General features: G+C 71.7%; 16 protein-coding genes. 9 read left to right on the forward strand and 7 right to left on the reverse strand.

From position 1 onward, the window contains the following. Nucleotides 1-85: 85 nt before the first annotated feature. Together ACZ6ZP_RS08140 and ACZ6ZP_RS08145 are read right to left on the reverse strand one after the other, a co-directional pair. Nucleotides 86-568 (reverse strand): DUF456 domain-containing protein, encoded by a 483-nt coding sequence (locus ACZ6ZP_RS08140; protein WP_351158646.1) that lies wholly within the window; start codon nucleotides 566-568, stop codon nucleotides 86-88. Nucleotides 569-637: 69 nt separating this feature from the next. Continuing rightward, a complete protein-coding gene (locus tag ACZ6ZP_RS08145) occupies nucleotides 638-1,621 on the reverse strand; it encodes a helix-turn-helix transcriptional regulator (protein ID WP_351158649.1) in 984 nt (327 codons plus the stop codon). Between the two features lie 238 nt (nucleotides 1,622-1,859). Here ACZ6ZP_RS08145 and ACZ6ZP_RS08150 point away from each other — a divergent pair, with 238 nt between their 5' ends. From ACZ6ZP_RS08150 to ACZ6ZP_RS08160, 3 genes are all read left to right on the forward strand, one after another. Further along, on the forward strand, nucleotides 1,860-5,633 hold the full coding sequence (locus ACZ6ZP_RS08150) for a S8 family serine peptidase (protein ID WP_469406033.1): 3,774 nt from the start codon (nucleotides 1,860-1,862) through the stop codon (nucleotides 5,631-5,633). 129 nt (nucleotides 5,634-5,762) lie between these two features. Beyond that, a complete protein-coding gene (locus ACZ6ZP_RS08155) occupies nucleotides 5,763-7,256 on the forward strand; it encodes a protein phosphatase 2C domain-containing protein (protein WP_469406034.1) in 1,494 nt (497 codons plus the stop codon). Between the two features lie 62 nt (nucleotides 7,257-7,318). Then, entirely contained in the window at nucleotides 7,319-9,061 is a 1,743-nt protein-coding gene (locus tag ACZ6ZP_RS08160; protein WP_351158655.1) for a pyruvate dehydrogenase, read from the forward strand. A 16-nt stretch (nucleotides 9,062-9,077) separates the two neighbouring features. On the opposite strand, the gene ACZ6ZP_RS08165 is transcribed toward ACZ6ZP_RS08160, so the two are convergent. Further along, on the reverse strand, nucleotides 9,078-12,134 hold the full coding sequence (locus ACZ6ZP_RS08165; protein WP_383817348.1) for an alpha-mannosidase: 3,057 nt from the start codon (nucleotides 12,132-12,134) through the stop codon (nucleotides 9,078-9,080). A gap of 216 nt (nucleotides 12,135-12,350) precedes the next feature. Here ACZ6ZP_RS08165 and ACZ6ZP_RS08170 point away from each other — a divergent pair, with 216 nt between their 5' ends. After that, complete coding sequence (locus ACZ6ZP_RS08170) at nucleotides 12,351-12,833, forward strand: ATP-binding protein (protein ID WP_469406038.1); 483 nt, start codon at nucleotides 12,351-12,353, stop codon at nucleotides 12,831-12,833. 39 nt (nucleotides 12,834-12,872) lie between these two features. Here the strand turns inward: ACZ6ZP_RS08170 and ACZ6ZP_RS08175 are convergent, their stop codons facing one another. Both ACZ6ZP_RS08175 and ACZ6ZP_RS08180 read right to left on the reverse strand, forming a co-directional pair. Continuing rightward, nucleotides 12,873-13,937, reverse strand: coding sequence for a DUF2637 domain-containing protein (locus tag ACZ6ZP_RS08175; RefSeq protein ID WP_351158662.1), 1,065 nt, complete (start codon nucleotides 13,935-13,937; stop codon nucleotides 12,873-12,875). Between the two features lie 232 nt (nucleotides 13,938-14,169). Continuing rightward, nucleotides 14,170-15,021, reverse strand: coding sequence for a (2Fe-2S)-binding protein (locus ACZ6ZP_RS08180; protein ID WP_351158665.1), 852 nt, complete (start codon nucleotides 15,019-15,021; stop codon nucleotides 14,170-14,172). Nucleotides 15,022-15,157: 136 nt separating this feature from the next. Between ACZ6ZP_RS08180 and ACZ6ZP_RS08185 the strand changes: the two genes are divergently transcribed. After that, nucleotides 15,158-15,943, forward strand: coding sequence for a GntR family transcriptional regulator (locus ACZ6ZP_RS08185; RefSeq protein ID WP_351158668.1), 786 nt, complete (start codon nucleotides 15,158-15,160; stop codon nucleotides 15,941-15,943). A 139-nt stretch (nucleotides 15,944-16,082) separates the two neighbouring features. Here the strand turns inward: ACZ6ZP_RS08185 and ACZ6ZP_RS08190 are convergent, their stop codons facing one another. Together ACZ6ZP_RS08190 and ACZ6ZP_RS08195 are read right to left on the reverse strand one after the other, a co-directional pair. Further along, nucleotides 16,083-16,844, reverse strand: coding sequence for a hypothetical protein (locus ACZ6ZP_RS08190; protein WP_351158671.1), 762 nt, complete (start codon nucleotides 16,842-16,844; stop codon nucleotides 16,083-16,085). A gap of 154 nt (nucleotides 16,845-16,998) precedes the next feature. Beyond that, a complete protein-coding gene (locus ACZ6ZP_RS08195; protein ID WP_351159349.1) occupies nucleotides 16,999-18,699 on the reverse strand; it encodes a PucR family transcriptional regulator in 1,701 nt (566 codons plus the stop codon). 348 nt (nucleotides 18,700-19,047) lie between these two features. Between ACZ6ZP_RS08195 and ACZ6ZP_RS08200 the strand changes: the two genes are divergently transcribed. The 4 genes from ACZ6ZP_RS08200 (at nucleotide 19,048) to ACZ6ZP_RS08215 (ending at nucleotide 24,680) form a co-directional block, all read left to right on the forward strand. After that, nucleotides 19,048-19,938, forward strand: a complete 891-nt coding sequence (locus ACZ6ZP_RS08200; protein ID WP_351158673.1) for an FAD binding domain-containing protein — start codon at nucleotides 19,048-19,050, stop codon at nucleotides 19,936-19,938. After that, complete coding sequence (locus ACZ6ZP_RS08205; RefSeq protein ID WP_351158675.1) at nucleotides 19,938-20,531, forward strand: (2Fe-2S)-binding protein; 594 nt, start codon at nucleotides 19,938-19,940, stop codon at nucleotides 20,529-20,531. Before ACZ6ZP_RS08200 ends, ACZ6ZP_RS08205 begins: the two co-directional genes overlap by 1 nt. Nucleotides 20,532-20,533: 2 nt before the next feature. Next, nucleotides 20,534-22,924: a xanthine dehydrogenase subunit D gene (gene pucD, locus ACZ6ZP_RS08210; protein WP_351158678.1), complete on the forward strand. Its 2,391-nt coding sequence runs from the start codon at nucleotides 20,534-20,536 to the stop codon at nucleotides 22,922-22,924. 277 nt (nucleotides 22,925-23,201) lie between these two features. Next, nucleotides 23,202-24,680 (forward strand): NCS2 family permease, encoded by a 1,479-nt coding sequence (locus ACZ6ZP_RS08215; RefSeq protein ID WP_351158680.1) that lies wholly within the window; start codon nucleotides 23,202-23,204, stop codon nucleotides 24,678-24,680. The last annotated feature ends 8 nt before the right edge of the window (nucleotides 24,681-24,688 follow it).

Below are 24,688 nucleotides of genomic sequence, written 5' to 3' on the forward strand. Positions count from 1 at the left end.
ACATGTACGTGAACATGAACGTGCGTGGGGGGTGTGGGCAAGTGGGCATGTGCGCGCGTGGCGAGTGGGTGGCCGGCGGGGCTGCTCAGCCCCAGATCACGGCCCCCAGCCACGCCCCCGCGATCAGCAGGCACGCGAACAGCTCGGTCAGCACGCTCCAGCCGCCCGCCCGCATGGCCGTCCGCGTCGCCGCCACCGCCTCCCCGTGCCTGCCGAGCCGCAGCCGCTCCGCCAGGTAGATCCCTCCGACGAACCCCGGGAGTGATCCGATCACCGGCACCACGCAGAACCCGACCAGGGCCCCGGCACCCGCGTACACGGCCGTCCGGCGCGTGGCGCCGCTCTGCCGGAAGCGCCGGGGCGGCAGCAGCCATCGGATGCCCTGTGCCACGAGGAGTACGACGGACGCGCCGACCAGGACTCCCCAGGCGACCGGCTCCGGGTCCTGCAGCGCCCACCACAGAATGGCGGCCCACACCAGCCACGGTCCCGGCACCCCGGGCACAAGCACTCCGCCGATTCCCAGCAGCAGCACCACTGAGACCAGCAGGAGTTCCCACGCTCCCATCTGCCAAGCGTGCAGGAAACGGGAGAAAACCGCAGGTCGCGCGAGCCCCGTCGGCCCCGTTCCGGCCGACTACCGGGCCACCCAGCCCCGCTCGTACGCGTGCCAGCCCAGCTGGAGCCGTGTCGTCACGCCCGTCAGCTCCATCAGGCGCTTGACCCGGCGCTGCACCGTCCGAAGGCCCAGGTCGAGCTGTTTGGCGACGCTCGCGTCCGTCAGGCCCGCGAGCAGCAGCGACAGGATCTCCAGGTCCGCGCCGTCCGGCCCCTCGGGGGCGTCCTCGGTGACCGCGTGGCCGCCCTCGCCGAGCCGCAGCGGCAGCGCGTCCCGCCACACCGCCTCGAAGAGGCCCGTCAGGGATTCGAGCAGGCCGCTCGCGTGCACCACGAGCGCGGCGGGCTCCGCCCTGCGCGAGGTCAGCGGCACCATCGCGAGCGAGCCGTCGGCGATCACCAGCTTCGTCGGGACGCGGTCCACGACGCGCACCTGTTCGTCGCGGCCGATCGCCGTCGACAGTTCGACGAGGCCGGTGGGGAGCGCGAGGACGGAGCGTTCGACCACCACGCGGTAGGTGACGCCGCGGCCCGCGGCCTGCTCCTCCGCGTCGTTCTCCATGCCGGTGATCGCCACGGGGTTGCCGGTGACCAGGGCGCACACCTCGTCGCTCGCGCCCAGCTGGAGCTGGAGGAAGCGCTGTGCGACCGCGCCGGCGCCGGTGACCACCTCGACCAGGTCGTGCACCGCGGGCTCGGCGGCCTGGGCGCGGTACTCCTCGGCGAGCAGTTTCGCCGCAAGCTCGGCCTTCTCCAGTTCGTGCCGCTGCTGGGTCAGGAGCGCGCCGAGAGCGACACCCGGCGGGGCCGCCACCCACCGGCCCGCCTTGCCGGACGCCTGGGCCGCGAGGCCGTGCAGCTCCAGGTGGCGCAGCGCGCGCACCGTCTCCGGCTCGCCCAGCGAGAGCCGCCGCGCGAGATCGGGCACGTCGGCGGCGCCCACCGCCACCAGGGCGCGGTACGCCGTCTCGTGCGTCTCGTCCAGACCTATCGCAGCCAGCATGCGGCGACGTCCCTCCCCAAGGATGCGTTCCGACGGCGCCCTGGCGGAAAACAGCCACGGCGTAAACCCGCCCCGGGACATCATCCCCGCACCCCCCGCCTCTCTGCCAAGGTGACGCCACCGCAGCACCAACGGCAGCCGCGAATACGGCCATTGGTCCCGATTTCGGCTGTGGTTCCGCATGCCCGACAGCCTTCATGCCCGACAACCCGCATGCCCGACAACCCTGGGGAGAGCGATGCGCCCGATATCGCGTACGGCCTTGGGGGCGGCGACCGCCGCCGTCCTCGCCGTCACCGCGGCCGTCCCGTCCGCGGCCGAGCCGCGCGCGGCCACGGCGGACACGAGTGCGCCGGTGGGAAGCGCGGGCGGCGCGGGGGGTGCCTCGCGCGGCGAGGGAAGCTCCGTCGTCACCCTCGTCACCGGCGACCGCATCCTGGTCACGTCGGACGGCAAGGACCGCGCGGGCGCGAGCGCGCTGCCCGGCGCCGACGGCACGGCGCCCCTGGTCCAGACCAGGCAGTCCGGCAAGGACCTGTACGTCTACCCCGAGGGCGCCGTCCACGCGATCGCCGAGGGCAAGGTCGACGAGGAGCTCTTCAACGTCACCGGGCTGGTCCGCCAGGGCTACGACGACGCGCACGCCAAGAAGCTGCCGCTGATCGCCGTGTACGACACGTCCGTCGACGTCACGCGCTCGGTGCCCGCGACGCCGCGCGGCGCCGAGCGCGGGACCGTCCTCGAACCGGTCGACGGCGTCGCGCTGAAGGCCGACAAGAAGAAGGCCGCGGACTTCTGGGCGGACATCACGTCACCCACGTCCCGGTCCGCGTCCGACCTGAAGAAGCTCTGGCTCGACGCCAAGGTCGAGGCCACCCTCGACCGGTCGACACGGCAGGTGCACGCCCCCGAGGCCTGGGCCGCGGGCTACGACGGCAAGGGCACCAAGGTCGCCGTCCTGGACACCGGCGCCGACGCCGGGCATCCCGATCTCAAGGGCCGTATCGGCGCCACCAAGAACTTCACCGACTCCCCGGACGGCGAGGACCGCCAGGGCCACGGCACCCACACCACCTCCACCGTCGGCGGCACCGGCGCGGCGAGCGACGGCAAGAAGAAGGGCGTCGCGCCCGGCACCGAGCTGCTGCACGGCAAGGTCCTCAACGACAGTGGCTCCGGCGCCACTTCGTGGATCATCGCGGGCATGCAGTGGGCCGTCGACGAGAAGGCCGACGTCGTCTCCATGAGCCTGGGCAACCCGGCGCGGACCGACTGCGCGGACCCGATGAGCACGGCCGCCGAGGAGCTCGCGCGGGCGAGCAAGGACACACTCTTCGTCCTCGCCGCGGGCAACACAGGACCGGGCTTCAACTCCGTTTCCTCGCCCGGGTGCGCGCCGAGCGTCCTGACCGTCGGCGCCGTCGACCGCGACGACTCGACGGCCTCCTTCTCCAGCCGGGGACCCGCGTACGGCTCGCACACCCTCAAGCCGGAGATCGCCGCGCCCGGCGTCGACATCTCCGCCGCCGCCGCGGGCGGCAGGGGCGTCTACGCGTACCGGTCCATGAGCGGTACGTCGATGGCGACCCCGCACGTCGCGGGCGCGGCCGCCCTGGTCAAGCAGCGCCATCCGGACTGGAGCGCGCGGCAGATCAAGTCGGCCCTCGTGTCGTCGGCGGACAGCGCCATCCCCGGAGACGTGACCGAGACGGGCGGTGGGCGCCTGGACGTGAAGGCGGCCGTCGACCAGAAGGTGCTCGGCTCACCCGCGGTGCAGGGCGGCAGCTTCGGCTGGCCGCAGGACGCCTCGGACCGCACCGCGGTCGACGTCCCGTACACCAACACCACGGACAAGGCGGTGCAGTTGAAGCTGTTCGTGCGGGGCGTCACCGGCAACGACGGCTCCGCCGTGCGCTCGGACATCGCCAGGCTCGGCGAGCGCTCCGTGAAGGTTCCCGCCGGGGCCACGGTCGAGGTCCCGCTGAAACTGGACCCCGACGCGGACCTCAAGAACGCCCAGTACGGCGACGTCACCGGCCGCGTCCTGGCGAAGGCCGACGGGGGCGTCGCGGTCTCCACGCCCTTCTCCCTCTACGTGCAGCCCCAGACCGTCAGCCTCCGCGTGAAGCTCGTCGGCCGCGACGGAAAGCCCGCCGACGGGCCCTCGTCCGTCGACCTCATCGGCACCGACGACGCCACCGGCGAGCGCCGCTTCAACGAGGGCGCGAACGACCAGACGTACCAAGTCCGCCCCGGCTCCTACTTCCTGACCGGCTTCATCGCGACCCCGGACGCGGACGGCGGCACGCTCACCGACTCGCTCACGCACATCGCCCGGCCCCAGGTCGAGGTGAAGAAGGACATGACCGTCACGCTCGACGCCCGCAAGGCGCACCGCCTCACCGTCAGGACGGACAAGGAGTCCGAGGTGCGCGGCGCGACCCTCGGGTTCGCCCGCACCTGGGGCACCGACAACTGGCTGCACGCGGGCACCGCTTCGGGGCCGCGCTCCATCCGCGGCTTCTACCAGTCCGTCGAGGGCAAGGCGACCGACGGCACCTTCGAGTCCGGCAGCTACTGGCGCGCCGCGGCGCCCCTGCTCTCCGAACTCGCCGTGGTGGGCGGCAGGTCGCTGCACGCCGTGACCGCGTCCACCGGCTCGGCCAACCTCGACGGCACGGGCAGGGCGGCGCTCGTGGACGCCGGGTCCGGTACGCCGGCGGAGCTCGAGGCCGCCGGGGTCAAGGGCAGGATCGCCCTCGTCAAGGTCCCGGACGGCGGCAGCGCGAACGCCGCCGCGACGAACGCGAAGGCGGCCGGAGCGCTCGCCGTCATCGCCCACCGCACGGCCCCGGGTCGCTGGTACCCCTCGGTCGGCCTCGGCGGCTCCCCGCTGCCGGTCCTCGGCATCCAGACCGGCGACGCGACAGCGCTGCTCGACCAACTCTCCGACGGGCCCGTCGAGTTGAAATGGAAGGGAACGGCGAAGAGCCCCTACGTCTACAACCTCGCCTTCCCCGAGACCGGCCAGATCCGCGACGACCGCACCTACCGGGTGCGCGACAAGGACCTCGCCGCGAACGAGGCGACGTACCGCGCGATGGGCACCGCCACGGACTACGTGGACCTGCCGTCCGCCGTCCGCCCCTCGGGCCTCGAGGTCTACTTCGCCGACATCGAGTCGGTCCCGGCCCCAGGCAAGCGCACCGAGTACTACTCGGCGGGCACGACCGGCTGGGGCCACCAGGTGTCCAGCAGCTTCCCGTTCGGCGAGTTCATGATCGACCCGGTGCGGACGTACGAGAAGGGGGAGCGGCGCAGCGAGAAGTGGTACGAGGGAGTCCTCACGCCCGTCGCGCCGCGGGACGCCGACGGCGGGCTCGGCCTCGCGGGAGAGCGGCAGGGCAACCTGATCGGTGTCGCGCCCGGATTCTGGGGCGACGGTGAGCACATGGGAATCCAGGGCGGGTTCGGCGACATCGGCGGTGTGCAGCTGAAGCGGGACGGCGAGATCGTGGGCGAATCGGGCTGGCCGTTCGGGGTGTTCACGGTTCCGGCGGAGGACTCCGCGTACGAACTCACGCTCCACACCCAGAAGATCGGCTCGAAGGTCTGGAAGCGGTCCACGGGCACGCGGACCACCTGGGCGTTCCGCTCGCACCTCGACGAGGAGGTCCACTCCCAGGGCATCCCGATGCTGTTCCCGCGCTACCGGCTGCCGGAGGACGGTATGAAGACGCTGGCGGCGAAGGACGGCCAGAGGATTGGGATCACGGCGACAGGGCACTCGGGCTACAAGCCGGGGCCGATCAAGTCGGCGGCCCTGTCCTACTCGTACGACGAGGGCGAGACCTGGACCGAGGCAACGACGTCCGCGTCCGGTGGGAAGTGGACCGCGACCGTGGACCACGCGGGCGCCTCGGGCAAGCAGGTCTGGCTCAGGGCCGAACTGACGGATGCGAACGGAAGTTCCGTCACTCAGACGGTGGCCCGCGCCTACGACGTGCGCTAAACACACAGACACCGCCGGGCGGTCCTCCCGTGGGGGGTGGGCCCGCCCGGCGGCCCCCATCACTCTTCCGGTGGCCGGAATTTCCGGATGAACCGTTTTCGTGCGGCCTTCGCGGTGGACAATAGGGGCATGAGCCAGCAGGGGGAGAGGCACTCCGGGGCCTCCGGCCAGGAGGACGACTGGTGGGGTCAGCTGTACGACGACTCCGCTCATGACACGGGTCCGGCCGAGGCGGCCGACACCCTCGACGACAGGTTCGCCTCGGCGGTCAGCGCGTCCGCCGGCGAGGACGAGGGCGGGGGCGCGAGCGGCGACGCGGTGGCGGACGCGGTGCCGCCCGGAGCCCGCAGCGGCGAAGGAACACTTCCGCGGTCCCCGGAGCCCGCGCCCCCGCGCGAGCCCCCCGCTCCACCCTCCGCCCCGCCCCCGCCCCCGGCCCGCACCCCCGGCGCCGCCCCCTGGGAGCCGCCCGCCGCACCCACTGGACCGGTGACCTTCCCGCCGGGGCCCAGGCCGCCGAACCCCGAGCCGGAAGCAACGCCCAGCCGCACCACCGCCGTCCCCGCGCCCCGCCCGCCCGACGTGTCCGCGGTCGCGCCCAGCGGGCCTGCCCGGGAGGCCGCCGCCGTGTCGGCGCCCGCCGTGGACGCCGTCGCGTACGTGGGGGACGGACCGCCCACCTACGACGCCGAGCCCACGGTCCTGCCCGTCGCCGACCCGGACGACCTCGGCGATCTGGTCGCCGACACCGTGCTCGACGGCGCCCGCTACGGAAACTCCACGCTGCGCGCCGTCTCCGTGCGCGGCGACTCCGCGCGCTACCGGGGCGAGCCGCGGCGCGACTCACTGCTCACCGCGCGGTTCGGCACCGGGGAGAGCGCCCTGGTCCTGGTGGCCATGGCCACCGGCGCGCGGGCCACGCCGGGCGCCCACCGCGCCGCCGCCGAGGCCTGCGCCTGGATCGGGCGCGCAGTGGGCCGCAGCCACCAGCGGCTCTCCGAGGACATCAGGGCCGCCCGGCGCGGGGACCTCAAGAGCGGCCTGCACCGCCTCACGGACCGCAGCCTCGGCAAGCTCCGCGCGCACGCGGCCGACCTCGGCATTGAGCCCGAGGAGTACGCGGCGTCCCTGCGCTGCCTCCTGCTGCCCGCCGACCCCGAGTGCCGCACCCGCGTCTTCTTCGGCGTCGGCGGCGGCGGACTCTTCCGGCTGCGGGACGGAGCCTGGCAGGACATCGAGCCCCAGGTCAGCGAGTCCGCGAGTGACGCCGGGCCCCCTGTCGTCGGCTTCGGGTCCGTGCCTCCGGAGACCCCGGACGGCGATCGGCTCACCATGGACATGGGAATCATCACGCCCCCGAGTCCGTACGAGCCCGCCCCCGAGCCGCCGCCCCGCGAACCCTTCCGCTTCCGCGCCTCCGTAGCCCGCCCGGGTGACGCCCTGATGCTCTGCAGCGGCGGCCTCGCGGAGCCCCTGCGCGGCGAGCCCGAGCTCGCCGCGCACCTCACCCAGCGGTGGGCCAAGAGCGGTCCGCCGGGTCTTGCGACCTTCCTCGCGGACGTCCAGGTCAGGGTCAAGGGGTACGCGGACGACCGAACGGCGGCCGCCGTTTGGGAGGCGTGAGCGCCCCAACCGTGAATTCATGGACCCAAGAGAGTCAAGGGGACTGAAGGGTTCGTGAAGCCATGGCCAAGCAGAACGTCGCCGAACAGTTCGTCGACATCCTCGTCAGCGCCGGCGTGCGCCGCATGTACGGAGTCGTGGGCGACAGCCTCAACCCGGTCGTGGACGCGATCAGGCGCACCAAGGGCATCGACTGGGTGCAGGTCAGGCACGAGGAGACCGCGGCCTTCGCGGCCGGTGCCGAGGCCCAGATCACCGGGAACCTCGCCGTCTGCGCCGGTTCCTGCGGGCCCGGCAACCTCCACCTGATCAACGGCCTCTTCGACGCCCACCGCTCCATGGCGCCCGTCCTCGCCCTGGCGTCGCACATCCCGTCGAGCGAGATCGGCCTCAGCTTCTTCCAGGAGACGCACCCCGACCGGCTCTTCCAGGAGTGCAGTCACTACAGCGAGATGATCTCCAGCCCGAAGCAGATGCCGCGGCTGCTCCAGACCGCCATCCAGCACGCGATCGGGCAGTCCGGCGTCAGCGTCGTCACCCTGCCCGGCGACATCGCCGACCAGGCGGCCCCGGACAAGTCCCCCGAGAGCGCCCTGGTCACCTCGCGCCCCTCCGTACGCCCCGGCGACGCGGAGATCGACAAGCTCGCCGCGATGATCGACGAGGCCGACAAGGTCACCCTCTTCTGCGGCAGCGGCACGGCCGGCGCGCACGCCGAGGTCATGGCGTTCGCCGAGAAGATCAAGTCCCCGGTGGGCCACGCCCTGCGGGGCAAGGAGTGGATCCAGTACGACAACCCGTACGACGTCGGCATGAGCGGGCTGCTCGGCTACGGCGCCGCCTACGAGGCCACCCACGAGTGCGACCTGCTCATCCTGCTCGGCACGGACTTCCCGTACAACGCCTTCCTGCCCGACGACGTCAAGATCGCCCAGGTCGACGTGCGCCCCGAACGCCTCGGCCGCCGCTCGAAGTTGGACCTCGCCGTCTGGGGCGACGTACGCGAGACCCTGCGCTGTCTCACCCCGCGCGTCACGCCCAAGACCAACCGCAAGTTCCTCGACAAGATGCTGAAGAAGCACGCGGACGCGCTCGAAGGCGTCATCAAGGCCTACACGCGCAAGGTCGAGAAGCACGTCCCGATCCACCCCGAGTACGTCGCGTCCGTGGTCGACGAACTCGCCGCCGACGACGCGGTGTTCACCGTCGACACGGGCATGTGCAACGTCTGGGCCGCGCGCTATCTCTCCCCGAACGGCAAGCGCCGCATCATCGGCTCCTTCAGCCACGGCTCGATGGCCAACGCGCTGCCGCAGGCGATCGGCGCCCAGTTCACCGACCGCGGGCGCCAGGTCATCTCCATGTCGGGCGACGGCGGCTTCTCCATGCTGATGGGCGACTTCCTCACCCTGGTCCAGTACGACCTGCCGGTGAAGATCGTGCTCTTCAACAACTCCTCGCTCGGCATGGTCGAGCTGGAGATGCTGGTGGCCGGGCTCCCTTCGTTCGGCACGGCCAACCACAACCCCGACTTCGCCGCCGTGGCCCGCGCCGCAGGTGCCTACGGCGTGCGGGTGGAGAAGCCCAAGCAGCTCGCGGGCGCCCTGAAGGACGCCTTCTCGCACAAGGGTCCCGCCCTCGTCGACATCGTCACGGACCCGAACGCCCTCTCCATCCCGCCCAAGATCAGCTCCGAGATGGTGACCGGCTTCGCGCTCTCCGCCAGCAAGATCGTCCTGGACGGCGGGGTCGGCCGCATGGTCCAGATGGCACGCTCCAACCTGCGCAACGTGCCGCGTCCCTGACGCTCCGGCGAGCGGCTCAGGCGGGCCGCAGCCGCAGCGTCACGATCTGGAACGGGCGCAGGGCGAGCACGAGCCCCGCGTCGTCGGTGTGGGCCGCCTCCAGCGGGCGCTCCAGGAGGTCGGTCACCTCGGCCGCGCTCACCGCGAACGACGTGGTGAGCGTGGCCGCCGCGCGCCCGCCCCGCGACTCGTAGAGCCGCACCACGACATCGCCGCTCCCGTCGTCCGCGAGCTTGACCGACTCCACGGTCACCGCCGGATTGTCGACGCTCACCAGGGAGGGCAGGACGGGCGCCGCGGCGACCCGCAGCGGCAGGTTCAGGGCGAGCCCCTCCTCGACCGCGTCGCCCGTCGTCGCGCCGGGCAGCAGGGCGTACGTGAACCGGTGCACGCCCAGGTCCGTCTCCGGGTCGGGGCTGTGCGGGGCGCGAAGGAGCGTGAGCCGCACGGTGGTGCCGAGCCCCTCGCCGTGCGGCGTCCGCGTCACGTCATGGCCGTACGTCGAGTCGTTGAGCACCGCCACTCCGTACGCCTCCTCGGCGACCCGCAGCCACCGGTGCGCGCAGATCTCGAAACGGGCCGCGTCCCAGCCGGTGTTGGCGTGCGTGGAGCGGTGCACGTGCCCGAACTGGATCTCGGCGGCGGACCGTTCGGCGTGCACGTCCAGCGGGAAGGCGGCCTTGAGCACCTTCTCCGACTCCCGCCAGTCGACCTCCGTGACGACGTCGATGCGACGGCTGCCCGCCGCGAGCCGGATCTCCTGGGTGATCCGTGACTTCCCGAAGGCCCGCACCACGCGCACGGCGACCCGCAGCGGCCCGTCCTCGACCAGCTCCACGGACTCGGCGTCCGTGAGGTCGGTGTGCGTGTTGCGGTAGTGCTTGTCGAGGTCCCACGCGTCGTAGTGCGTGGGGTGGTCGGGGTGCAGCTGGAGGAGGTTGCCGCGCGCGCCGGGGGAGAGGACCTCGCGGTGCGCGTCCACGTCGTGCACGGAGGTCAGCAGGCCGTCCGCGTCGATCGCGACGTGGAGGTGCTCGTTCAGCAGCCGGATCTCGCCGTCGGCGAGGAGAGCGGTCGCGCCGGTCTCCCGCGTGTACGAGGCGGCCTCATCGAGGCTCTTGCTCCCCAGGGCCGGGACGTTGACGTGCACCAGGGTGCCGTCGTCGGCCGTGACGACCTCACTGCGCGGGTACGGCGACGCGTTGAGCGCGGCGGGTCCTCCCGCGCCGAGGGAACGGACCGCCGACGCGGTGAGCTCGTCCAGCTCGGCGAGCACGCGCGCGTAGGTGTCGCGGGCCTCGCGGTGCACCCACGCGATCGACGACCCCGGCAGGATGTCGTGGAACTGGTGCAGGAGCACCGTCTTCCAGAGCCGGTCGAGGGTCGCGTAGGGATAGACGTACGCGGGGTCGCGCACCGCGGCGGCCGTGCACCACAACTCGGCCTCCCGCAAGGCATGTTCGGTGCGGCGATTGCCGCGCTTGGTCGCCGCCTGCGTCGTGTACGTCGCGCGGTGCAGCTCCAGATAGAGCTCGCCGGACCAGACCGGTGCCTTGGCCCCGTACTCCTCCTCGGCGGCGGCGAAGAACGCCGACGGCTTCTCGATCTCGACGCGCGGCGATCCCTCCAGGGAGCGCGTGCGCCGCGCCTTCTCCAGCATTTCGCGGGTCGGCCCGCCACCGCCGTCGCCCCAGCCGAACGGCACCAGGGAGCGCGAGGCGCGGCCCTTCTCGGTGAAGTTCTTCTCCGCGTGGGCGAGTTCGGCGCCGTGGATCTGGGAGTTGTAGGTGTCCACCGGAGGGAAGTGCGTGAAGACGCGGGTGCCGTCGATGCCCTCCCACCAGAAGGTGTGGTGCGGCATCTTGTTGGACTGGTTCCAGCTCAGCTTCTGGGTGAGGAACCAGCGCACGCCCGCGAGCTTGGCCAGCTGCGGGAACGCCGCCGTGTAGCCGAAGGAGTCCGGCAGCCAGATCTCCTCCGTCTCCACGCCCAGCTCCTCGCGGAAGAACCGCATCCCGTGCGTGATCTGCCGGGCCAGTGCCTCGCCGCCCGGCATGTTGGCGTCCGACTCGACCCACATGGAGCCCACCGGAGACCAATTGCCGTCCGCGACGGCCTTCTTGATCCGCTCCCAGATGTGCGGCTGGTGCTCCTTGACCCAGGCGTACTGCTGGGCCTGCGAACAGGCGAAGACCAGCTCGGGATAGTCCTGCGCGAGAGCCGTCACATTGGCAAAGGTGCGGGACGCCTTGCGCACCGTCTCGCGCAGCGGCCACAGCCAGGCGGAGTCGATGTGGGCGTGCCCGGTCGCCGAGACCCGGTGTGCGCTGGCGTGGGCGGGACTCGCCAGGACCTCCGTCAGCTCGGCGCGGGCGGCCGCGGCCGTGCCCGACACGTCGTGCAGATCCAGCGCGTCGAGCGACCTCTCCAGGGCGCGCAGAATCTCGTGGCGCCGCGGACGCGCGGCGTCCAGTTCGTACATCAGCTCGGAAAGGACCTCGATGTCCAGGGTCAACTGCCAAACGTCCTCGTCCAGTACGGCAAGGTCGGCAGACGCGAATCGGTAGATGGGGCCATCGCCCGCGGTCAGTACGTCGCCCAGGGGTGTCGGTTCGAAGTCATGCAGAACGGTCGGGTTGGCCGCGGCCTCCAGGAGGAGGTGCACCGGCTCACCGCCCTGTGCGGCAGCTGCCACGGGAATGTGCCGGTTGCGGGGGTGAATCCCCTTGATGGGGACGCCCGCCGCGTCGTACACCAGACCCTCCGCCTGGAAGCCGGGACCGTCACCGGTGAAGCCGGGGTCGACCACCACCTCGACGTGGCGCCCGCGCCATGCGTCGGGCACCTGACCGCGCAGCCGGAACCAACTGGTTGACCAGGGTTTTCCCCACGCGGTCCCCGTCTCGAAGGGCACGTACGAGGCGTCGAGGGCCTCGGCGACGGGGACCGGTTCGCCCGGCGCGTGCCAGACGGAGAGGGTGAGCGGCACACGGTCCGCGTACTGGGCGGGGCGGATGAACTGCCGCAGGGCGCGCTCCAGGCGTCCCTCCACCAGCAGTCGGTCGTCGTGCACGGCGGCTCCTCGGAATGCTCGGGCGGGCCCGGTGTGGCGCGTGCGGGCCCGGTCGGGATCAAGCAGAAACGGTCCACCGCTTCACTTCCCCGCCGGGCTCGGGTGCACCCACTCCAATGGTTGATAAATGGACATGAGTGCCGCCAACCGGGTGGGGCATGCATTCCGTGAGCGTGTTCGAGCGGGGAGGAACTGACTCGTTTGTGGGCGGGGATCATGACAAGGCAGGTAAGAGGGGGCGGTCCCATTCATCTTGGGGCCTCCTCGCCGAAAGCAAGGGACGAGCCGACCGACAACAAGCCGGTGGAGCTCCACGGAGCTCAACTCCGCCGCAGATTGGGGCGATCCGACCTGCGGGCGGTGCCCGAGGTGAGGGGCGCGCTGCGCGAACTGCTCCGGTCCTGGGGGAGGCCCGGACGATCCGAGATAGCCGAGCTGCTGACCAGCGAACTGGTCACCAACGCACTGGTGCACACCGACCGTGACGCCATCCTGACGGCGACCTTGCGGCCCGGCAGGCTGCGGGTCGAGGTCAGGGACTTCGTGGGGCGCCGCCCCAAGCTGTGCGTGCCGAACGCCGACGACAGCACGCACGGCCGGGGTCTCATGCTCGTGCAGTCCCTCGCCGACGCGTGGGGCGTGCGGGCGCACGGGGTCGGGAAGGTGGTGTGGTTCGAACTGGACGGCGGCCCGGCATGATCCGGACCGCCGCCCGATTCCCGTCGCGCGCTGCTGACATCAGCCGAACTGCTGCTCCAGATCCTTGAGCTTGCGCTCCAGGGAGTCGAGCCGTGGCAGCGCCTGGGTGTCGTCCTCGGCGGTGAGGTCGACGGTGACGGGTTCAGGGCCGTTCTGTACGGCCTGGAGGGAGGGACGGGAGCGCAGCGGCAACTGATCCTGCTCCTGCTGCGCTATGACAGGGTCCGCGCCGACCTGCGCGGACCCGGTGGCCGGTGCGACCGCCGGCAGGTCGACCTGGCGCCCGCCACCGCGCCCGGGGAGGCTGCGATGGCCGCGGCTGATCGCCTTGAGCTGCGCGCGCTCCAGCTTCTCGCGGCCCCGCCTGGTGATCCGGGTGCGCTCCTTCTCGCGCCGGTCCTCGCGGACCTCCTCGACCGCCTCGTCCAGGGTGCGTACGCCTTCGAGGAGCATCAGCGACCAGGCGCCGAAGGTCTCCCGGGGCGCGCGCAGCCACCGCACGATCCGGATCTGCGGCAACGGCCGTGGCACCAGGCCCTGTTCACGCAGTGCCGCACGGCGGGTCTGCTTCAGGGCGCGGTCGAAGAGCACCGCTGCCGAGAGCGACATCCCGGCGAAGAACTGCGGGGCGCCCGCGTGGCCGAGTCCCCTGGGCGCGTGCACCCAGTTGAACCAGGCGGCCGCGCCCGCGAACGTCCACACCAGGAGCCGCGAGCCCAGGGCCGCGTCACCGTGGCTCGCCTCGCGCACGGCGAGTACGGAGCAGAACATCGCCGCGCCGTCGAGCCCGAACGGGACCAGGTACTCCCAGCCGCCGGTGAGGTTGAGGTTCTGCCGGCCGAAGCCGACCAGGCCGTGGAAGGAGAGTGCGGCGGCGACCGCCGCACAGCAGAACAGCAGAACGTACGAGGCCGTGCCGTAGACGGCTTCCTTGCGCCTGCGGCGCTCCTCGCTGCGTTCCCAGGAGTCGTCGTTGGAGGCGCCGGCGGCGGCCTTGTGGCCGGCGCGCTTGCCGCGTGCGAGTACCGCCACCGCCACCAGCATGCCCAGGAGCAGGACGCCGCCCGGAAGCAGCCAGTCCAGCGATATGTCGGTCAGTCTCATCTGGGGTCCCTTGCGTCGCGGTAGGGCGTTCGGGCGCCATAGTGACCCAATCCCGATGGCCCCCAGAGGGGTTTTCGGGCAAGAGAACGCCTAGGGGGGTGCAAAGGGGTGCGGCGCGCGCCGTTTTGCTCGAACTCAGGGCCCGGTCGGGGGAGTTGAGTTCGATTAAACGAACACGAAAGGGTGGTTCAAGGGGGAGGGGTTGCGATTTCGGTTCGGAGCGGGGCTCCGGTCAGGCCGCCGCGGCGGCGCTCAGGCGTGCGACACGCTCCGTGTCGCAGGTGCGCGGGCAGGTCACACAGGTGTCCTCGGGGCGCAGCGTGTAGAACATGCAGCAGCTCGCGCGGTCCCGCGTCGGCAGGGACTCGCCGTTCGGCCCCCTGAGCTCACGGAACCCCGCCGTCCCCACGTACGGCTTGGTGGCGCCCGGAAGCAGCCGCTCCAGCTCGGTCGTGGCGCGCTGCTCCTCGCCGAGCAGATGGGCGATGTACCAGAGCCCCTCGACGATCTCGTCCGTGGCGACGCTCCACAGGGCGCGCGAGCGGCGCCGCATCCGGGGCCCGAAGGCGTCCAGGAGCGGTCCCAGGTGCTCGGCGACGGCGGCCCGCACCTCCGTGCGCAGGGCCTCCTCGTCCGGCACGACGTGGGCGCCGGGCAGCGAGGCGGCCGGGTCGTCGGGCAGGCAGGCGAAGCCCGTGCTGCGGACGGCCAGGCGGCCCAGGGTGCGCTGGAAGGCGACGTTCTGTACGGGGAAGCGGGGCACGCGGCGGTGCAGGAACCACGGCATGGTGATCAGCAGGGTGGCCGGCCAGGCGTAGCGGTGCAGCGCGAAGCTCGCGATGACGTCCGGACGCCCCGCCTGTCCGTAGTCCTTCAGTACCTGCGCCTCGTCCCACGCGAGAAACGCGTCGAGGTCGGCCCCGCCCTCCGCGAGCCGGGAGGCGGTGACCCAGCCGCCGCCCTGTGGGGCCTGTTCCTCGTCGCCGAGCTCGGTCACGCGCAGTCCGGGGAACACCTCGTTGAGGCGTGCGTAGGCGTCCGCGAGGGCGCTCGGGGCGCGCTTGGCCAGGGTGGGAACGGACATAGGGGGGACCACCGAATCGCGATCGATTGCAGGTAAGCCTAACCTTACCCGGAATGATCGAGGTTTCAACTGCGGGGCTGTCCGCCTATGGTGCCTCTCGTACCTTTCGGACCGAGCGGACTTTGGGGTGGACCTCGTGGAGCAGGCCGGAGCGCATGACGCGTACCGCCTCGCCGTCCGTGTGCCGGAGCAGGTGCGGGCCTCGTCGGCCCGGGGCGAGCACACGCACGGGGAAGCGGCGGGGCCCGACGTGCCGGTGGTGCCGACCGTGCCGGTGGTGCCCGCGCCCCGTAAGACGGTGCGGCGGAACTCGGTCCGCGGACAGGTCCTGGACGCCCTGCGGGCCGCGCTCGTCGGGGGCGACCTCGCGCCGGGCGAGGTGTACTCGGCGCCCGTGCTCGGCGAGCGCTTCGGGGTCTCGGCGACTCCCGTGCGCGAGGCCATGCAGCAGCTGGCGATCGAGGGAGCGGTGGAGGTCGTACCGAACCGCGGCTTCCGCGTCACCGAGCGGAGCGCGAGCGAGCTGGGGGAGCTGGCGGAGGTGCGGGCGCTGATCGAGGTGCCGGTGATGCTGCGGCTGGCCCGTACGGTGCCCGCGGCGCGGTGGTGCGAGCTGCGGCCGCTGGCCGAGGCGAGTGCGGTGGCGGCGGCCGGCGGGGACCTGGCCCGGTACGCGGAGGCGGACCGGGCCTTTCACGGGGCCGTGCTCGGCCTCTCGGGCAACCGGCAGCTGGTGCAGGTCGCGGACGACCTGCACCGCCGGTCGCAGTGGCCCCTCGTGAGCGGCCCCGTCGCCGGACGGCGCGCGGATCTCGTCGCCGACGCGGCGGAGCACATGGCGCTGCTGGAGGCGCTGGTGGCACAGGACTTCGGGGTCGTCCAGGTCTTGGTGCGGGAGCACTTCGCGGGGGCGGGGGACTAGGTTCGGGCGGTCCCGCGGGGCTCCGCCCCAGGCCCGGTGCAAGATGTCCTCAAACGCCGGACGGGCTGGAAGTCCAGCCCGTCCGGCGTTTGAGGACGAACTCGGCGAAGCCGGTGCTGACGGTACGCAAGGCCCTGCCTCAGGCCGCCGGTGCCGGCGGCGACAGATGCTGGGCCAGCCAGGACGGCACCCCGCCCATCAACCGGAACAGCCGCGCCGCCTCGGCCCGCAGACGCCCCGCCTCGGGCTCCGGCTCCGCGTCGGCGAGAGCCGCGAGCGCGGGCGCCGTGCCGATCAGGTACCCCAGCTCCTCCCGGATCCGCAGCGACTCCGCGAAACCGTGCCGCGCCTCCGCCAACTCCCCCTCCCGCAGGGCGAGTCCGGCCAGGTGGCGCCAGGTGAAGGACAGCAGCAGGGGATCGCCGTGCGCCGTCGCCCCCGCATGCGCCCGCCGGTAGGCGGCCCGCGCCGCCTGGGGCGAATCCGCGATGTGCTCGGCGATCAGGCCCCGGCGGAAGTCGAGGAGAGGGCGCCCCGAGGCGTTCGGGGCCAGCAGCGCCGCCGCCCGCCCCAGCGCCGTACGCGCCTCGTCCGCCCGGTCCCGCACGGCCAGCACCGTGGACGCGTACGCCAGCTGACCGCGCTCGCACGCCGCCGCCCCGCGGTCGTCGTCCGCCACGGCCTGCGCCTCGGCGCTGCGCAGGCCGTCCTCCGCCTCCGCCCAGCCCTCGCCCGTGAACAGGCAGCGCTCGACCAGGAGCGAGGTTCTCTGGAGCGCTGCCGCGGGCCCCTCGCGTGAGGCCAGCAGCGCGGCCGCGTCGGTCCAACAGCCGCGCGAGCGCAGCCGCCATACCGCGGTCTGGAGTGGATCGTCCCCTGCAGTCGTTCCGGAACCAGACATGGCGGTATGCGCCACGTTGCCCTCCCCGAGCACGCCATTGAGCTGTTGAGTCGTGGGCGCATCTCAGCACGGATCGGCGCACCCGGCCAAGGGGCTGGGTGAAAGAATTCACAAAGGGCTGGCCATGAAAGGTGTTTGACCGAGGTCGCCCGTGTCAGCTCATCCGCAGTGCCAGGAAGAAATCGAGCTTGTCCTCGAGCCGCGAAAGGTCACGACCCGTCAACTGCTCGATACGGCCCACCCGGTAGCGCAACGTGTTGACGTGCAGGTGCAGCCGCGCCGCGCAGCGCGTCCAGGAACCGTCGCAGTCGAGGAACGCCTCCAGGGTCGGGATGAGCTCCGCCCGGTGGCGCCGGTCGTAGTCCCGCAGCGGGTCCAGGAGGCGGGCCGTGAACGCCCGGCGCACGTCGTCCGGGACGAAGGGCAGCAGCAGGACGTGCGAGGCAAGCTCCTGGTGGCCCGCCGCGCAGACCCGCCCCGGGCGCGCCGCCGCGACCCGCCGGGCGTGCCGCGCCTCCTCCAGGGCGCCGCGCAGGCCCTCCGCCGAGTGCACGGACGCGCTGACGCCGAGCGTGAGGCGCCCGTCGCCGTCCAGGCCCGCCGACAGGGGGTCGCGGACGGACTCCAGGAGAGAATCGGCCAGCAGGCCCGTCTCCGAGCCGTCGTGCTCCGAGGAGACCGCGGGCAGCGGCACGAGGGCGATCGCCTCGTCACCCGTATGGGCCACCGCGATGCGGTCGGACGGTTCGGGGCCCGCGGAGAGCGGGTCCACGAGGATCTCCTCCAGGAGGGACTGGGCCACCGGGCCGCCCTCGATCTCGCCCCCGTCCCACTCGACGCGGGCCACCACGACCTGCCAGTGCGGTGCCGCGCCCAGGCCGGGCAGCAGCACGGGGGCGGCCACCCGCAGGCGCGCCGCGATCTCCGCGGGGGCCGCGCCCGTCTGGACCAGTTCGAGCACCTCCTGGGCCAGCCTGCGCCGCACGGTGCGGGCGGCGTCGCGCCGGTCGCGCTCCACCGAGATCAGCTGGGTGACGCCCTGCAGCAGGTCGAGCCGCTCCTCGGGCCAGTCGCCGGCGTCGGCCTCGACCGCGAGGAGCCAGTCCGAAAGGACCGTCTCGCGTACGTCGCGCAGGGCCGCCGTGCTCGCGGCGGCCGCGGCGGAAGTCGCACCGCGCCCACTGCTCCGGACGGGGAACAGGGAGTACGTCGCGCCCTCCACCTGGACCCGGTGCGGGCCCCGCCGCCCCGTCCTGGCCGCGGCCAGGTGTTCGGCCGCCAGGCGCGCGCACACCGCCGTGGGCAGGGCGGGGCCCGCCGCGCTCGACCCGGCGATGGCGCGGCCCGCGGAGGACAGGACCCAGGCCCGCAGGTCCAGGTCGGAGCCGAGCAGGTCGAGGACGACGTCGGGGCCGCCGCCGGTCGGGCCCGAGGTCATCAGGCGGCGGTGGCGGTCCACGACGGCGGCCAGGTCACCGGCCCGCTCGCCGGAGACCTGGCGGACGACGTGCTCGGTGATCGTGGCGAAGGCGACCGACTCGTTCACGGCGAACAGCGGCAGGCGGTGGCGTGCGCAGGCCTCGACGATGTCGTCCGGGATGTCGCCCAGCTCGGCCTCGCCCGCGGCGAGCGCGGCCACCCCGGCGCTCGCGAGAAGGCGTACGAAGGGCTCGGTGTCCGAGGCGTCGCGGCGCCAGGCGAGGCCGGTCAGGACCAGCTCGCCGCCCGCGAGGTACCGGCTGGGGTCGCGCAGGTCCGTGGTCATCACACCGCGCACGGTGCGGTCGAGCTCTTCCTCACCGCCGAGCAGCCGCAGGCCCAGCGCGTCGGTGTCAAGGAGTGCGCGCAGCCGCATGGTGGTCGCCGCCGATCTTGTCTCGAATGGGATGTACAGACAGTTCACGTCTGTCGACTCTGTGTCGCCGACAGTCGACCCGGGCCCCTCGTGTCCTGGGGTGCCTCCGGTTTCCAGGGGGAATCCGCGAGGTTACTGAGGCCCGTTCTTCATACGAATCTACAAGACGCGCGGCTTGGCCAGCCAACTCCTTCATGGTTTCGGTGACTGACCCCATCGGACGACGGGGCGGTGTACTTGGCCCACTCCGCGTTAACAGCACATGAACGAGCAGTCGAGGGACCTCCGGTCCGACTTGGCTGGATCTCTCGAACGAACGACCCTCGATATGAAGAAGAAGAGAGCCTCATGGACTTCCTTCGCCCCGCCAGCTGGGAGGAGGCGCTCGCCGCGAAGGCCGAGCACCCCACCGCTGTGCCGATTGCGGGTGGCACCGATGTGATGGTCGAGATCAACTTCGACCACCGTCGTCCCGAGTACCTGCTTGACCTCAACCGCGTCGCCGAGCTGAGCGAGTGGTCGGTGGGCGAGGAGACGGTCCAGCTGGGCGCCTCGGTTCCCTACACCACGATCATGGAGGAGCTGCGCACCGAGCTCCCCGGTCTCGCGCTGGCCTCGCACACGGTCGCATCCCCGCAGATCCGCAACCGCGGCGGCGTCGGCGGCAACCTCGGCACGGCGTCCCCGGCCGGTGACGCCCACCCGGCGCTGCTCGCCGCCGACTGCGAGGTGGAGGTGGAGTCCGTGCGGGGCTCGCGCCTCATCCCCATCGACGACTTCTACACCGGCGTGAAGCGCAACGCGCTCGCCCAGGACGAGCTCATCAAGTCCGTCCACATCAAGAAGGCGGACGGCCCGCAGCAGTACTCGAAGGTCGGCACCCGCAACGCGATGGTCATCGCGGTGTGCGCCTTCGGCATCGCGCTGCACCCCGAGACCCGGACCGTGCGGACCGGCATCGGCTCCGCGGCCCCGACGCCCATCCGGGCGAAGGCGGCCGAGGAATTCCTGAACGCCGCGCTCGACGAGGGCGGCTTCTGGGACAGCAAGAAGATCATCACCCCCTCGATCGCCAAGCAGTTCGCGGAGCTCGCCTCCGGTGCCGCCAACCCGATCGACGACGTCCGCGGCACGGCGAACTACCGCCGGCACGCCGTCGGCATCATGGCCCGCCGCACGCTCGGCTGGACCTGGGAGTCGTACCGCGGCAACGGCCGCAGCACTGAGGGAGTCGCATAATGCGCGTGAACTTCACGGTCAACGGCCGTCAGCAGGAAGCCGACGACGTCTGGGAGGGCGAGTCCCTTCTCTACGTCCTGCGCGAGCGCATGGGGCTTCCCGGTTCGAAGAACGCCTGCGAGCAGGGCGAGTGCGGATCCTGCACCGTCCGCCTCGACGGCGTACCGGTCTGCTCCTGCCTCGTCGCGGCCGGTCAGGTACAGGGCAGGGAGGTCGTCACCGTCGAGGGCCTGGCGGACTACGCCAAGCACCGCGACGACGCCCACCCGGGCGGCGCCTGCGGCTCCGTCTGCGGCGGCACCAGCCTCCAGGAGGCCCGCCAGTGGCAGGCCAAGGGCACCGACGGCCAGACGGGCGAGGGCGGCGAACTCTCCCAGATCCAGCAGGCGTTCATCGACGCCGGCGCCGTCCAGTGCGGTTTCTGCACCCCCGGTCTCCTCGTCGCGGCCGACGAGCTCCTGGAGCGCAACGCGTCGCCGTCGGACGCCGACATCCGTGAGGCGCTCTCCGGCAACCTCTGCCGCTGCACCGGTTACGAGAAGATCCTGGACGCGGTCCGCCTGGCGGCCGCCCGTCAGGAAGAGACGGTCTGATCATGGCTGGAACCAAGACCACCACGGGCGCGCCCACCGACGTCACCCAGAAGCACAACAAGGGCGGCATCGGCGAGTCCACGCTCCGTCCGGACGGCACCCTGAAGGTCACCGGCGAGTTCGCCTACTCCTCGGACATGTGGCACGAGGACATGCTCTGGGGCCAGACGCTCCGCAGCACCGTCGCGCACGCCGAGATCGTGTCGATCGACACCGTCGAGGCCCTCAAGACGCCCGGCGTCTACGCCGTCCTGACGTACGACGACCTGCCCGCCGCGATGAAGAACTACGGCCTGGAGATCCAGGACACCCCGGTGCTCGCGCACGGCAAGGTCCGTCACCACGGTGAGCCGGTCGCCCTCGTGGCCGCCGACCACCCGGAGACCGCACGCCGTGCCGCCGCGAAGATCGTGGTCGAGTACAAGGAACTGCCCGTCATCACCGACGAGGCGTCGGCGACCGCTCCGGACGCCGTCCTCGTGCACGAGGACCGCAGCGACGAGTACATCCAGCACGTCCCGCACCCGAACATCGTGCACAACCAGCCGATCGTCCGGGGCAACGCCGAAGAGGCCGCCAAGAAGGCCGACTTCATCGTCAGGGGCGAGTACACCTTCGGCATGCAGGACCAGGCCTTCCTCGGCCCGGAGTCCGGCCTCGCCGTACCGGCCGAGGACGGCGGCGTCGACCTGTACGTCGCCACCCAGTGGCTGCACTCGGACCTCGAACAGATCGCCCCCGTCCTCGGCCTGCCCGAGGAGAAGGTGCGTATGACGCTCTCCGGCGTCGGCGGCGCGTTCGGCGGCCGCGAGGACATCTCGATGCAGATCCACGCCTGCCTCCTGGCGCTGCGCACCGGCAAGCCGGTCAAGATCGTCTACAACCGCTTCGAGTCCTTCTTCGGCCACGTGCACCGCCACCCGGCGAAGCTCTACTACGAGCACGGCGCCACCAAGGACGGCAAGCTCACGCACATGAAGTGCCGGATCGTCCTGGACGGCGGCGCCTACGCGTCGGCGTCCCCGGCGGTCGTGGGCAACGCCTCGTCCCTGTCGGTCGGCCCGTACGTGGTCGATGACGTCGACATCGAGGCGATCGCCCTCTACTCCAACAACCCTCCGTGCGGCGCGATGCGCGGCTTCGGCGCCGTCCAGGCCTGCTTCGCCTACGAGGCCCAGATGGACAAGCTCGCCGACAAGGTGGGCATGGACCGGGTCGAGTTCCGCCAGCTCAACGCCATGTCGCAGGGCACGCTCCTGCCGACCGGACAGCCGGTCGACTCGCCGGCCCCGGTCGCCGAGATCCTGCGCCGCGTCAAGGCCCGCCCGCTGCCGCCCGAGCGCCAGTGGGAGTCCAGCGAGGGCGCGGACGTCCGCGCGCTGCCCGGCGGACTCTCCAACACCACGCACGGCGAGGGCGTCGTCCGCGGCGTCGGCTACGCGGTCGGCATCAAGAACGTCGGCTTCTCCGAGGGCTTCGACGACTACTCCACCGCCAAGGTGCGCATGGAGGTCATCAACGGCGAGCCGGTCGCGACCGTGCACACCGCGATGGCGGAGGTCGGCCAGGGCGGCATCACCGTCCACGCGCAGATCGCCCGCACCGAGCTCGGCGTCCAGCAGGTGACCATCCACCCCGCCGACACCCAGGTGGGCAGCGCCGGTTCGACGTCCGCGTCCCGTCAGACGTACGTCACCGGTGGCGCGGTCAAGAACTCCTGCGAGCTGGTGCGCGAGAAGGTCCTGGAGATCGGCCGCCGCAAGTTCGGCTCGTACCACCCGGCGTGGGCCACCGCCGAACTCCTCCTGGAGGGCGGCAAGGTCGTCACCGACGGCGGCGAGGCCCTCGCGGACCTGGCCGAGCTGCTCGAAGGCGAGAGCGTCGAGGTCGAGGCCGAGTGGCGGCACCGTCCGACCGTGGCCTTCGACAAGAAGACCGGTCAGGGCAACGGCCACGTCCAGTACTCGTTCGCCGCGCACCGCGCGGTCGTCGAGGTGGACACCGAGCTCGGCCTGGTCAAGGTCATCGAACTGGCCACCGCCCAGGACGTCGGCAAGGCGCTCAACCCGCTCTCCGTGGTCGGCCAGATCCAGGGTGGCACCACCCAGGGCCTGGGCGTCGCGGTGATGGAGGAGATCATCGTCGACCCGAAGACCGCGAAGGTGCGCAACCCCTCCTTCACGGACTACCTCATCCCGACCATCCTCGACACGCCGACCATCCCGGTGGACGTGCTCGAACTGGCCGACCCGAACGCGCCCTACGGCCTTCGCGGCATGGGCGAGGCCCCGACCCTCTCGTCCACCCCGGCCGTCCTCGCGGCGATCCGGAACGCGACGGGCCTGGAGCTGAACAAGACCCCGGTCCGTCCGGAACACCTCACGGGTACCTGACCGGCGCCTGGTCCCACGATCTCTCCGGGCGGCGCGTGCCTCCCACGGAACGTCACACTTCCCGTCGCCCGTGCCGCCCGGAGAACCCCAGTACCGCACCGCTCGCGGTCATCGCAGTACCTACGCAGCACCCATGCTCCTCGGAGCCCCAGTTCGTCTCGGGCCGTCCCCCGGGTCGTGCAGCCAAACGCACCATCCCAAATCCCGCAGTCTCCACAGGTCCCGGTAGGGAACAGCCTGTTGCGGGTGCCCCTTTGAACCTTGGGAGTTAGGCACCATGACCCAGCAGTCAACGGAGCCGAAGACCACGGCAGAGGACGCGGGCAACGGCTCACGCGTCCCGGCCGGCAGGTCCTGGCTCGACCGGTATTTCCACATAACGCACAGAGGATCGACGGTCGGTCGGGAGGTGCGTGGCGGCATCACCACCTTCATGGCGATGGCCTACATCATCCTTCTGAACCCGGTGATCCTCTCGGTGCCCGACGCCACGGGACACCGGCTCGACGGTGATCAGCTGACCACCGCCACCGTCTTCGCGGCGGCCGCCACCACCCTCGTCATGGGCATCCTCGGCAATGTGCCGCTGGCCCTGGCGGCGGGACTCGGTGTCTCCGCCGTGATGGCCTTCCAGGTCGCCCCGGAGATGACCTGGGGCAACGCGATGGCGATGTGCATCATCTACGGCGTCATCATCATCCTGCTGGTCCTGACCGGTCTGCGGACCCTGATCATGGACGCGATCCCGCTGGCCCTGAAGCACGCCATCACCATGGGCATCGGCATGTTCGTCACGCTGATCGGCCTGGTCCAGGCGGGCTTCGTCACCTCCATGCCGTCCAAGCACGGCGACATGGGCGCGAAGCCGATCCAGATGGGCATCGACGACAAGCTCATCGGCTGGCCCGTCCTGTGCTTCGCCGTCACCGTCCTGCTGATCTTCCTGCTCCAGGTCCGCAAGGTTCCGGGCGCGATCCTCATCGGCATCGTCGGCGGCACCGTCTTCGCCGCGATCGTCAACCAGGTCGCGGGCATGAGCCAGCAGGACTGGGGCCTCAACGCCCCGGAGCTCGACGGCTCCATCGTCTCGTCGCCCGACTTCGGCCTCTTCGGCGAGGTGTCCTTCAGCGGGATCGGCGACATCGGCGCCATCACCGTGGGCGTCATCGTCTTCACCCTGGTCCTCGCCGGCTTCTTCGACGCCATGGGCACCATCATCGGCATCGGCCAGCAGGCCAACCTGGCCGACAAGGACGGCAAGATGCCGGGCCTGAACAAGGCGCTGGCGATCGACGGTGCCGGTGGTGTCGTCGGCGGTTTCGCCGGTGCCTCCGGGCAGACCGTCTTCGTCGAGTCCACCGCGGGCGTCGGCGACGGCGCGCGCACCGGCTTCGCGAGCGTGATCACCGGTCTCGCCTTCACCCTGTGCCTCTTCTTCACCCCGCTGGCCCAGCTCATCCCGACGCAGGTCGCGGCCGCAGCGCTCGTGGTCATCGGCGCGATGATGCTGAGCAACGCCCGGCACATCGACTGGACCGACCAGGCCACCGCCATTCCGGTGTTCCTGACCACCGTCCTGATGCCGTTCACGTACTCCATCACGGTGGGTATCGCGGCCGGTGTCATCGCCCACGTCCTGATCAAGGCCGCCCAGGGCAAGGTCCGTGAGATCGGCTGGCTCATGTGGGTGCTGGCGCTCGTGTTCCTCGCCTTCTTCGCGCTCCACCCGATCGAGAACTGGATGGGCGTCAAGTAGCCCATCCT

It is taken from the genome of Streptomyces sp. NPDC054047, from assembly GCF_055585065.1.

What these genes read in the sequence shown, in the direction of transcription:
- pucD (WP_351158678.1), top strand. Translation starts at nt 20,534, where the DNA reads ATGGCTGGAACCAAGACCACCACGGGCGCGCCCACCGACGTCACCCAG.
- ACZ6ZP_RS08200 (WP_351158673.1), top strand. Translation starts at nt 19,048, where the DNA reads ATGGACTTCCTTCGCCCCGCCAGCTGGGAGGAGGCGCTCGCCGCGAAG.
- ACZ6ZP_RS08215 (WP_351158680.1), top strand. Translation starts at nt 23,202, where the DNA reads ATGACCCAGCAGTCAACGGAGCCGAAGACCACGGCAGAGGACGCGGGC.
- ACZ6ZP_RS08175 (WP_351158662.1), bottom strand. Translation starts at nt 13,937, where the DNA reads ATGAGACTGACCGACATATCGCTGGACTGGCTGCTTCCGGGCGGCGTC.
- ACZ6ZP_RS08170 (WP_469406038.1), top strand. Translation starts at nt 12,351, where the DNA reads ATGACAAGGCAGGTAAGAGGGGGCGGTCCCATTCATCTTGGGGCCTCC.
- ACZ6ZP_RS08145 (WP_351158649.1), bottom strand. Translation starts at nt 1,621, where the DNA reads ATGCTGGCTGCGATAGGTCTGGACGAGACGCACGAGACGGCGTACCGC.
- ACZ6ZP_RS08140 (WP_351158646.1), bottom strand. Translation starts at nt 568, where the DNA reads ATGGGAGCGTGGGAACTCCTGCTGGTCTCAGTGGTGCTGCTGCTGGGA.
- ACZ6ZP_RS08155 (WP_469406034.1), top strand. Translation starts at nt 5,763, where the DNA reads ATGAGCCAGCAGGGGGAGAGGCACTCCGGGGCCTCCGGCCAGGAGGAC.
- ACZ6ZP_RS08180 (WP_351158665.1), bottom strand. Translation starts at nt 15,021, where the DNA reads ATGTCCGTTCCCACCCTGGCCAAGCGCGCCCCGAGCGCCCTCGCGGAC.
- ACZ6ZP_RS08160 (WP_351158655.1), top strand. Translation starts at nt 7,319, where the DNA reads ATGGCCAAGCAGAACGTCGCCGAACAGTTCGTCGACATCCTCGTCAGC.
- ACZ6ZP_RS08205 (WP_351158675.1), top strand. Translation starts at nt 19,938, where the DNA reads ATGCGCGTGAACTTCACGGTCAACGGCCGTCAGCAGGAAGCCGACGAC.
- ACZ6ZP_RS08150 (WP_469406033.1), top strand. Translation starts at nt 1,860, where the DNA reads ATGCGCCCGATATCGCGTACGGCCTTGGGGGCGGCGACCGCCGCCGTC.
- ACZ6ZP_RS08195 (WP_351159349.1), bottom strand. Translation starts at nt 18,699, where the DNA reads ATGCGGCTGCGCGCACTCCTTGACACCGACGCGCTGGGCCTGCGGCTG.
- ACZ6ZP_RS08190 (WP_351158671.1), bottom strand. Translation starts at nt 16,844, where the DNA reads ATGTCTGGTTCCGGAACGACTGCAGGGGACGATCCACTCCAGACCGCG.